Source organism: Cupriavidus sp. SIMBA_020, from assembly GCF_046535395.1.
GTDB lineage: Bacteria > Pseudomonadota > Gammaproteobacteria > Burkholderiales > Burkholderiaceae > Cupriavidus > Cupriavidus campinensis.
The window spans coordinates 1-353 of record NZ_JAWRWU010000176.1; the positions used below are offsets into that span (position 1 = coordinate 1).

The 353-nt window shown below is 66.9% G+C and carries 1 protein-coding gene; it reads left to right on the plus strand.

Annotation, left to right across the window (positions count from 1 at the left end; translation table 11 throughout):
• Positions 1-353 (plus strand): hypothetical protein (locus tag SB751_RS28700; RefSeq protein ID WP_410748873.1); only part of this gene is annotated, 353 nt, incomplete at both ends.

Genomic DNA, 353 nt, shown 5'->3' on the forward strand with positions numbered 1-353 from the left:
GCAGTCGCGTCTGCTCTCGCTGCAACTGGCGACGGCCGACCCCGGCGACGTACTGGAAAACGCGCCGCCGGTTGAATTCGGTCTCCTGAACAATAACGGCAACGTGGTCTACTTTCGCAACGGCGTGCTCACCGAGGAACGCCCGCGTCGTTTCAGCCTCGCGCTGCTGCAGATCGCGCGCGACTCCACCGGGCGCTGGATGCAGCGTGGCTCGGGCTATATCGAGCGGCGCGGCGATTACCTGCTGTATCAGCGCATCGGCCAGACGCACTGGATGCTGATGGCCGCCACCGACGACCGCGAACTCACGCTCGCCGCCGCGCGCCGCGTATTCAGCAGCCCGCTGATCGCCG